This is a genomic window from Pseudonocardia sp., assembly GCF_025965585.1.
Classification (GTDB): domain Bacteria; phylum Actinomycetota; class Actinomycetes; order Mycobacteriales; family Pseudonocardiaceae; genus Pseudonocardia.
Genome location: NZ_JAOPWR010000532.1, coordinates 1 through 9,154 on the forward strand (window position 1 = coordinate 1; position 9,154 = coordinate 9,154).

General features: G+C 74.6%; 7 protein-coding genes, 2 tRNA genes and 1 pseudogene. 9 read left to right on the forward strand and 1 reads right to left on the reverse strand.

Annotated elements, in window-relative coordinates; all coding sequences use genetic code 11:
- From JWR81_RS32755 to JWR81_RS32780, 6 genes and pseudogenes are all read left to right on the forward strand, one after another.
- A pseudogene (locus tag JWR81_RS32755) lies at positions 1 to 561 on the forward strand (glycosyl transferase); the annotation flags it as partial.
- A gap of 147 nt (positions 562 to 708) precedes the next feature.
- Positions 709 to 2,319: an AMP-binding protein gene (locus JWR81_RS32760; RefSeq protein WP_297661677.1), complete on the forward strand. Its 1,611-nt coding sequence runs from the start codon at positions 709 to 711 to the stop codon at positions 2,317 to 2,319.
- A 48-nt stretch (positions 2,320 to 2,367) separates the two neighbouring features.
- The gene (locus JWR81_RS32765) at positions 2,368 to 3,228 is read left to right on the forward strand and encodes a sucrase ferredoxin (RefSeq protein WP_297661680.1); all 861 of its coding nucleotides are present in this window, start codon (positions 2,368 to 2,370) and stop codon (positions 3,226 to 3,228) included.
- A 64-nt stretch (positions 3,229 to 3,292) separates the two neighbouring features.
- Positions 3,293 to 4,447, forward strand: coding sequence for an acyl-CoA dehydrogenase family protein (locus JWR81_RS32770; protein WP_297661682.1), 1,155 nt, complete (start codon positions 3,293 to 3,295; stop codon positions 4,445 to 4,447).
- A gap of 71 nt (positions 4,448 to 4,518) precedes the next feature.
- Positions 4,519 to 5,019, forward strand: coding sequence for a PH domain-containing protein (locus tag JWR81_RS32775; protein WP_297661684.1), 501 nt, complete (start codon positions 4,519 to 4,521; stop codon positions 5,017 to 5,019).
- Entirely contained in the window at positions 5,016 to 6,563 is a 1,548-nt protein-coding gene (locus tag JWR81_RS32780) for a PH domain-containing protein (RefSeq protein ID WP_297661686.1), read from the forward strand. The genes JWR81_RS32775 and JWR81_RS32780 overlap by 4 nt, the downstream gene beginning before the upstream one ends.
- A 72-nt stretch (positions 6,564 to 6,635) precedes the next feature.
- Here the strand turns inward: JWR81_RS32780 and JWR81_RS32785 are convergent, their stop codons facing one another.
- Complete coding sequence (locus JWR81_RS32785; RefSeq protein ID WP_297661688.1) at positions 6,636 to 8,198, reverse strand: helicase HerA-like domain-containing protein; 1,563 nt, start codon at positions 8,196 to 8,198, stop codon at positions 6,636 to 6,638.
- Positions 8,199 to 8,228: 30 nt separating this feature from the next.
- On the opposite strand from JWR81_RS32785, the gene orn reads away from it, so the two are divergent.
- The 3 genes from orn (at position 8,229) to JWR81_RS32800 (ending at position 9,133) form a co-directional block, all read left to right on the forward strand.
- Positions 8,229 to 8,831, forward strand: coding sequence for an oligoribonuclease (orn, locus tag JWR81_RS32790; protein WP_297661690.1), 603 nt, complete (start codon positions 8,229 to 8,231; stop codon positions 8,829 to 8,831).
- Positions 8,832 to 8,902: 71 nt separating this feature from the next.
- Positions 8,903 to 8,978: transfer RNA gene (locus tag JWR81_RS32795), tRNA-His, on the forward strand.
- 82 nt (positions 8,979 to 9,060) lie between these two features.
- A tRNA-Lys gene (locus tag JWR81_RS32800) sits at positions 9,061 to 9,133 on the forward strand.
- The last annotated feature ends 21 nt before the right edge of the window (positions 9,134 to 9,154 follow it).

Here is a 9,154-nt window from a genome sequence, read left to right on the forward strand (position 1 = left end):
GGGGGCGGCGCACCGGGGCAGGGCGGCCCCGGCGGCGACGCGGCCCGCGGCGACCTTCAGCGCGGCGGTGGAGCGGGGATGGGCATGGGCGGACCGGGGGGCGGGGAGGCCGCTACCGACCCGGCCCTCGTGGCGCTGCTGAAGAGCGCTGACACGAAGTGGTCCGCCGCCACGGTGGGTGCGATGGGTGGGGCGGGGCTCGCGCTGTCCAGCGACACCAACATCATGAGCATCGGCGGGTTCATGGGTTCCGACCCGGCTCCGACGCTCGCGCAGTTCCAGGCCTACGTGGCCGCCGGGGACGTGCGCTGGTTCGTCGAGGGCGGCGGCTTCGGCGGCGGGGGCGGCGACCCGGCCCAGCTGATCGAGCAGCTGCCGCAGTCGCTGCGCGAGAACCCGCGGTTCGAGCGGTTCCTCGAGCAGATGCAGAGGGGCGGCGGACCCGGCGGCATGTTCGGTGGCCGCGGCACCAGCTCGGAGATCACCACCTGGGTGACGAGCCACTTCACCGCCACCACGGTGGGCGGGCGCACCGTCTACGACCTCACGAAGCCGAAGTAGCCCACCGACTCGTGCGTCCCGATGGCGCACGATCCGCCCGGCGGGTCCGTCGTCGCACACCCCCCGGCGACGGTGGACCTGCCGGGCCCTCCGGGCGGGCGCAGGCCGTCGTGCACGCCTGCCGTTGGCCCGAGGACACTCGGGCCCGTGGACATCGCGGGGTGGGCCCGGAACGTGGCCGAGCAGGCCGTCGGCTCGACGCGAGCGGTGGTGGAGCTGACGAAGTCGGGCGTGGTGCGCCCGGTCCGGCCCGACCGCCTGCTCGGCATGGGCGAGGCACTCGTCCGCTACGGCGCCACCGTCGCCGCGGGGGTCGTTGCCGGCGCCGCGCGCCATCCCGACCGCACCGCGATCGTCGACGACCGCGGCTGGCTCAGCTACGCCGAGCTGGATCGGCGCAGCGACCGCCTCGCCCGCGCGCTGGGCGACACCGGCGTCGGACCCGGGGCACGCGTCGGGATCCTGTGCCGCAACCACCGCGGCGTCGTCGAGACCCAGGCGGCGCTCGGCAAGCTCGGCGCGGACGCCGTGCTGCTCAACACCGGGCTGTCCGCGTCGCAGCTGACGACCGTGGCCGGCGAGCTGGAGCTGCACACCGTGGTCGCCGACGCGGAGTACGTGCCGCCGCTCGACGGGACGGGCTGCGCCGTCGTCACCGCGTGGGGCGAGGGCACGCCCTCCCTGGAGGACCTCATCGTCCGCGACGGCACGGGCCCGCTGCCGCTGCGCCCGCCGGCGGGCCGCACGATCGTCCTGACGTCCGGCACCACCGGCCCGCCCAAGGGCGCGCGCCGTCCCCCGCCACACAGCCTCGCGCCCGTCGCGGCCGTGCTGTCGGCCATCCCGCTGAAGGCCGGCGAGCCCGTCCTCATCGCGGCGCCGTTGCTCCACACCTGGGGCAACGCGGCGCTGCTGCTGGCGCTGCTGCACGGGGCGCCCATCGTGCTGAACCGCAAGTTCGACCCGGCCGGCCTGGTGCGCACCGTCGAGGAGCACCGCTGCGACACCGTGTTCGCGGTGCCGGTGATGCTGCAGCGCCTCCTGGAGCTCGACGACCTCGACGACGCCTGGACGGGGTACCGGCCGCGGATCGTCGCCGTCAGCGGGTCGGCGCTGCCCGCCGCGCTGGCCACCGCGTTCATGGACCGCTTCGGCGACGTCGTCTACAACCTCTACGGCTCCACCGAGGTCTCCTGGGTGAGCATCGCCTCCCCCGCCGACCTGCGCGCGGCCCCCGGCACCGCGGGTCGCGCCCCCGCGGGCACCCGCCTCGTGATCCTCGACGCCGACGGCAGGTCCGCCGCTCCCGGCGAGGAGGGACGCGTGTTCGTCGGCAACGACATGCCGTTCGAGGGTTACACGCGCGAGGGCACCGACGTCGAGCGCGTCGACGGGCTCATGGGTACCGGCGACGTCGGCCGCATCGACGCCGACGGGCTGCTGCACCTCACCGGCCGGGCCGACGACATGATCGTCAGCGGTGGGGAGAACATCCACCCCGGCCCGGTTGAGGAGCTGCTCGCCGCGCGGCCGGAGGTGCGGGAGGCGGCCGTCACGGGCGTCGACGACGAGGACTACGGGCAGCGGCTCGCCGCGTTCGTGGTGCTCGCCGAGGGCGCGCAGGTCGACGCCGACGACGTCCGCGGGTGGGTGCGCGGAGAACTGAGCCGCTTCGCCGTCCCTCGTGACGTGGAGTTCGTGGCGGAGCTCCCCCGCAACGCGACGGGCAAGGTGGTCCACCGCGACCTCCCGGGCTGACGTCCGGGCGCCCGTTCGGGTTAGGGCACCCTTCTGTAGCGTGCCGACATGGATGCTCGGGACGAGGTGCGGTGCGCCGTACTCTCCCGTGCGTTGGACGAGCCGCAGGCGGGCACCGCGCCCGTGGCGCCCCGGTGGGCCTGCCTCGAGCACCGCGGCGCGTGGCCGCGGGACCTGGCCGACCATCCCGATCCGGCCGTCGCCGCGTTCGCCGCGCGGGTCACGGCGTCCGGGTGGCGGCTGCTGCTGATCCGCAGGCCCGGCCGGCACCCCGCCGACGACGCCGCGCGCCTCTACCTGGTCGACACCGCTCCGCCACGGGCCCGCGCCACGTTGCTCACCGTCGACGGCCCGAACGAGCTCGCCACCGTGCCCCTGCCCGGTGCCGGCGAGCCCCTGCCCGGCGCCGCCGTCGACGACCCGCTGCTGATGGTCTGCACCCACGGCCGCCGCGACCGCTGCTGCGCCCTCGACGGCCGCGCGCTCGCCGTAGCCGTGGCGGCCGCGGGCGAGCCGGACGTGTGGGAGTGCAGCCACCTGGGTGGTCACCGGTTCGCCCCCACCGCGCTGGTGCTGCCCACCGGCTACCTCTACGGCCGCCTCGACCTCCCCACCGCCGTCGCCGCGCTGAAGGCCGCCGGGCTGGGCGAGGTGGAGACGGCGCTGTGCCGGGGGCGCTCGACGTGGTCGCCGGAGGGCCAGGTGGCCGAGCTGGCGGTGCGGGCGGCGACGGGCCTGCGCGACGCCGACGCCCTGACGGTGGCCGGAGGGCAGGTGCTCGCCCGCGACGGCGGCAGCTGGACCGTGGACGTCGTGGAGCAGAACCTCCCACCCCGCCCCGCCTCGTGCGGAGCAGGCGCCACGCTCTCGCGCCCCCTGCACGTCACATGCCTGACCCGCACCGCCTGACCCCCGGCTTCCCTGCGCCTCACCGGCCACGGCCGAACGGCCGTCGCCGCGTAGCGTTTCCCGGGTGACGATCACCCGGACCGCCGCGGACGCGGTGGAGGAGCTGTTCACCCCCGACCCCGACCTGGCCGCGCATCCGGCGATCCGGGCCGCGGCCCGGATCGCCGACGTCCTCGCCCCGCACGCCGCCGCAGCGGACGACCCGGCCCACGGCGTCGACCCCGCCCACCTCGCGCTGCTGGCCGAGCACGGGCTGCACCGCGTCAGCCTCCCGGTTGCCGAGGGCGGGTTCGGGGCGGGTGCGCGCGTCGACGCCGAGGCGGTCGAGCTGGTCAGCGGGGCCTGCGCGGCCACCTGGTTCGTCGACACGCAGCACCGCTCACCGCTGGCGCTGTCCCGCGGACCGGTCACCGGCCTGGCCCCGGACGCGTTCGCCCCCGGCCCGGCCGCCGCGCGGCACCGCCCCGGGCTCACCGCGGGCACCACCCGCGCGGGCATCGCGATCACCCACATCCGCCGCCCCGGGCCGCCCGTCGTCCGTGCCGACGCCGACGGCTCCGGCTGGCGGCTGTCCGGCACAGCCGACTGGTGCACCGGGTGGGGCCTGATCGACGTCGTCATGATCGCGGCGGGTACCACCGACGGGCGGATCGTGTTCGCGGTGGTCCCGGCCCGGGAGCAGCCCGGGCTGCGGCCCGGCGCGCCGCTGCCGCTGGCCGTGATGGGCGGGACACGCACCGTCGCGCTGGAGATGGACGAGCTCGCGGTCGGCGCCGACGACGTGATCGCCACGGTCGACGCCCGGGCCTGGCTGGCCCGCGATCTCGCCTACACGGCCAACGCCACGCCCGCATCACTGGGCCTGCTGCGCCGGGTGCTCGTCGCGATGGCCGAGCTGGGCACCGCCCGTGACCGCCCCGAGGCCGTCGAGACGGCACTGGCGATCGCGCCGCGGGCCGCCGCGCTGCGCGCCGAGGCATACGCGTTGCTCGCCGACGTCCCCGTCGCCGAGCGGGTGCCCGAGCGCACCGCGCTGCGGGCGGAGATCACGGAGCTGACCGTCCGGGCGGCCCACGCCGCGATCGCCGCCCGGTCCGGATCGGCGATGCTGACGGGCAGCCCGGAGCAGCGCTGGGCGCGGGAGGCCGCGTTCCACCTGATCCAGGCCCAGACCGCCGGCGTGCGGGCCGCCCAGCTGGAGGCGTTCCGCCGCACGTGAGCCGCCAGGGCCGGCCCGCTGTCCTGACACCTGTCATGCCGCAGGCGCCCGGTCACCGGCACACTGCGGACATGGCCCCCGCCACCATCACAGCACTGCCGCTGCGCCCGCCCGCCCACCAGGTCAGCCCGCGGGCCGTGCGGTGGTGGCAGCTGCGCGACCTGATCAGCGTGCTCGTCCTGCTCGCGCCGCAGATCGTGCTGGGGATCGTGTTCGGCACCGGCTGGCTCGTCGTCACCGCGATCGTGACGGCCGTCGCCGGGCTCGCCTATGTCCTCCTCGTCCCGCCGCTGCTCTTCCGCATCCACCGCTGGGAGATCACCGACGACGCCGTATACACGCTCTCGGGCTGGCTGGTGCGGGAGTGGCGGATCGCCCCGATCTCGCGCGTGCAAACCGTCGACACCGAGCACGGGCCGCTGCAGCAGTTGCTCGGGCTGGCCAGCGTCACGGTCACCACGGCGTCCGCGAAGGGGCCGGTGAAGATCCGCGGCCTCGACGCCACCGACGCCGCCGAGCTGGCCCGCACCCTCACCGAGACCACCCAGGCCACGCCCGGGGACGCGACGTGACGGGTGACGTGACAGCGCCTGCCGCCACCGCCGTCGAGACGCCGTGGCGGCGCCTCGACCCGCGCATGCTCGTCGTCAGCCCGCTCTCCGGCCTGGTCCGGCTGTTGCCCGCGTTCGTGGTCGTGCTCGTCACCGGCCGGGAGGGCGATCTCACCCGCGTCTGGATCTCACTCGGGGCGGCGGGGCTCGTGGTGCTGCTCGGCGTGGTGCGCTGGCGCACCACGCGGTACCGGATCACACCCGAGCGCGTGGAGCTGCACAGCGGGTGGATCCGCCGGCAGCGTCGCTCCGTCCCGCGCGACCGGATCCGCACCGTCGATCTGACCTCGCGGCTCGAGCACCGGCTGTTCCGGCTCAGCGTGGTCAAGGTCGGATCGGCATCCGGCTCGTCGACGGAGCACCACGGCCTGAGCCTCGACGCCGTGAGCAAGGCCGAGGCCGACCGGCTGCGCCGTGAGCTGCTCGAGCACTCGCCGGCCGCGCCCGCCGTCGCGGCGAAACGGCCGCCCGAGGCCGTCCCGGCCGAGGTACTGGCGCGGCTCGACTGGTCCTGGCTCCGCTTCGCGCCGCTGACGTTCTCCTCGCTCGCCGGCGTCGGCGTCATCGCCGCCGCGATCTTCAACCTCCTCGGCGAGCTGGGCGTCGACCCCTCGGAGATCGGGGCGGTCGACGACGCCGCCACGCGGCTGTCGAGCGCGCCCGTCTGGATCGCGGTGGGTGTGGTAGCCGTGATCGTGCTGGCCGCAGCCGTGCTCGGAGCGCTGCTGCTGTTCACCGAGCGTTGGTTCGCCTACCGCCTGACCCGCGAGCGGACGGGCGAGGGCAGCGCGTTGCGGGTGCACCGCGGCCTGTTCACCCGGCGCTCGCTGTCGGTGGCCGAGCGGCGCATGCGCGGCGTCGAGATCGTCGAGCCCCTGCTGCTGCGGGCCGGGCGCGGGGCGCAGACCCGCGCGCTGTCGGCCGGGCTCGCCCGCGACGCGCAGGGTGGCGTGCTGCAGCCACCGGTGCCGCGCGCGGAGGCGCACCGCGTGGCGTCGGCGGCGCTGCGGGAGCACCCGGCCGAGATCACCGGTGCACCGCTGCGCAGCCACCGCCGCACGGCGCTGACGCGCCGGATGACGCGCGCGCTCGGGCCGACGGCGGTGCTGGTGGCGGCCGCGTTCCTGGTCGGATCGGTGGTGCCGTCGCTGTCGTGGGCGGGCCCGACGAGCGTGGTGCTGCTCCCGATCGCCGCGCTCGTGGGCTGGGACCGCTACCGCAACCTCGGCCACGCCCTGACCGGTCGCTACCTGGTCAGCCGCCAGGGCTCGGTGGCCCGGCGCACCGTGGCCCTGCAGCGCTCGGGCGTGATCGGCTGGACCGTGCGACAGAGCATCTTCCAGCGCCGCACGGGCCTGGTGACGCTGGAGGCCGTGACGGGTGCGGGAGCGGGTGGCTACCCGGTGCTCGACCTGGCCGCCGCCGACGCCATCGCGCTGGCCGACGCGGCCGTCCCCGGCCTGCTGGCCCCGTTCCTGCTCGCCCCGCCGCCGACCCGCCCGTGATCACGGGCAGAGGGTCGTTCCCGGTGGTCCACCGACCGCCGTCCGGCCGTGATCGACGGACCGGGCGGGACGTCAGCGACGGCGGGTGCCGAACAGGCCGCGCGTGATCTCCCGGCCCAACGCCGTGCCTGCCGACCGCAGGAACGACTTGACCATCGGCGAGCCCAGCACCTCGGCCACCACGCTCGGCGCCTCGCGCTCCCGGCGCTGCTCGCGCGGGGGCGGCGACGGGGCGTCGGCGGGTGCGGGCGCCGGCTCCGGGGCCGGCGCGGACTTGGCCAGCAGCTTCTCGTAGGCCGACTCGCGGTCCACAGTGGTGCCGTACTTCGGGAAGAGCGTGGACCCCTTGGCCTCCGCGGTGACCGCCTCCTCGCCGATGGCCGCCATGAGCGAGCGCGGCGCGCGCATCCGCGACCAGGCGACGGGGGTGGGCGCGCCGGTCTCGGACAGCACGGTGACGATCGCCTCCCCGGTGCCCAGCGAGGTCAGCGCCTCCTCCATGTCGTAGTTCTTGGTGTTGGGGTAGGTCTTGACGGTCTTCTTCAGCGCCGTCTGGTCCTCCGGCGTGAACGCCCGCAGAGCGTGCTGGATGCGCGCGCCGAGCTGGGAGAGCACGGCGTTCGGGACGTCGGTGGGCAGCTGGGTGCAGAAGAACACGCCGACGCCCTTGGACCGGATGAGCTTCACGGTCTGCTCGATGCGCTCCAGGAACGCCTTGGACGCGTCGGTGAACAGCAGGTGCGCCTCGTCGAAGAAGAAGACGAGCTTGGGCTTGTCGAGGTCGCCCGCCTCGGGCAGCTCCTCGTAGAGCTCCGCGAGCAGCCACATGAGGAACGTGGAGAACAGCCGCGGGTTGGACGCCTGGTCTGCCAGCTCCAGCAGGCTCACGACCCCCTTGCCGTCCACCACGCGCAGCAGGTCGGCGGGCTCGAACTCCGGCTCGCCGAAGAAGTCCTCGCCGCCCGCGGCCTCGAGGTTGACCAGCGCGCGCAGGATCACCCCGGCCGTGGCCGAGGAGACGCCGCCGATGCCCTTGAGGTCGGCCTTGCCCTCGTCGGAGGTGAGGTGCTGGATGACCGCGCGCAGGTCCTTGGTGTCGAGCAGCGGCAGGCCCTGCTGGTCGGCCCAGTGGAAGATCAGGCCGAGCGTGGACTCCTGCGTGTCGTTGAGGTCGAGCACCTTGCTCAGCAGAATCGGGCCGAACTGCGTGAGCGTGGCCCGGATCGGCACGGCCGAGCTCGTCCCGCCCAGTGACAGGAACTCCACGGGGAACGCGGTGGGCGTCCAGTCGTCACCGGTGTCCTTGGCGCGGGCGTCGATCTTCGGGCCGGGCGCGCCGGGCTTCGCGAGCCCCGACAGGTCACCTTTGACGTCGGCCAGCAGCACCGGGACGCCCGCGTTGGACAGCTGCTCGGCCAGCCCCTGCAGGGTCTTCGTCTTGCCGGTACCGGTGGCGCCCGCGACGAGCCCGTGGCGGTTGAGGGTGGCGAACGGGATCCGGACCCGCGCGGTCGGGTCGACGGTGCCGTCGATCACGACGCAGCCCAGCTCGAGAGCCGCACCTTCGGTCGCATAACCCGCAGCGATCTGCTGGGCTGCGGAGTTCTGGGCCTCAGGAGCCGTGTTCTCTGCCACGAGGCGGAGCGTAGCGCTTAGGCTGCGTGGGTGAACGACCGTCTGGTATGGATCGACTGCGAGATGACCGGGCTGGATCTCGCGCGCGACGCCTTGATCGAGATCGCCGTACTCGTGACCGACGGGGACCTCAACGTCCTCGGCGAGGGCGTCGACGTGGTGATCCACGCCGACGACGACGCGCTGGCCGCGATGCCCGACGTGGTGCGCGACATGCACGCCCACTCCGGTCTGACCGAAGAGGTGCGCAAGGCCACCATGACCGTGTCCGAGGCCGAACAGCTCGTGCTCGCCTACGTGCGCGAGCACGTGCCCGACGCCCGCACCGCCCCGCTGGCCGGCAACTCGATCGGCACCGACCGGAGCTTCATCTCGCGGGACATGCCCGAGCTCGACGCCCACCTGCACTACCGCCTGGTCGACGTGAGCTCGATCAAGGAGCTGGCCCGGCGCTGGTTCCCCCGGGTGTTCTACGCGAAGCCGGAGAAGGGGCTGGCGCACCGCGCGCTGGCCGACATCCGCGAGTCCATCCGTGAGCTCGACTACTACCGTCGCACGCTGTTCGTGGCCCCGCCCGGCCCAACGTCCGAGCAGGCCCAGGCGGTGGCCGCGGGGCTCGCCGACCACGCGTGACAACCCGCTTCGAGGCTCCGCGGATGTCACGCTAGGATTGCCGAGTCGCCGGTCGAGGCCGGTGCCGCATGGTGGGTGTAGCTCAGCTGGTAGAGCACCTGGTTGTGGTCCAGGGGGCCGCGGGTTCAAGTCCCGTCACTCACCCCATGCCGCGGGACCCCGCAGCACGGTCGTCCGGAAGCCCTTGCTAGGGTCTCTCCAGCCGCCGCGCCGCAGGATCGCGAGGCAGGCGCCGTTAGCTCAATTGGCAGAGCAGCTGACTCTTAATCAGCGGGTTCGGGGTTCAAGTCCCTGACGGCGCACAATCACAGCAGGTCAGGGGC

Bases quoted from the DNA above. Each gene is read 5' to 3' on its own strand.
- JWR81_RS32765 (WP_297661680.1), top strand. From the start codon at position 2,368: ATGGATGCTCGGGACGAGGTGCGGTGCGCCGTACTCTCCCGTGCGTTG.
- JWR81_RS32775 (WP_297661684.1), top strand. From the start codon at position 4,519: ATGGCCCCCGCCACCATCACAGCACTGCCGCTGCGCCCGCCCGCCCAC.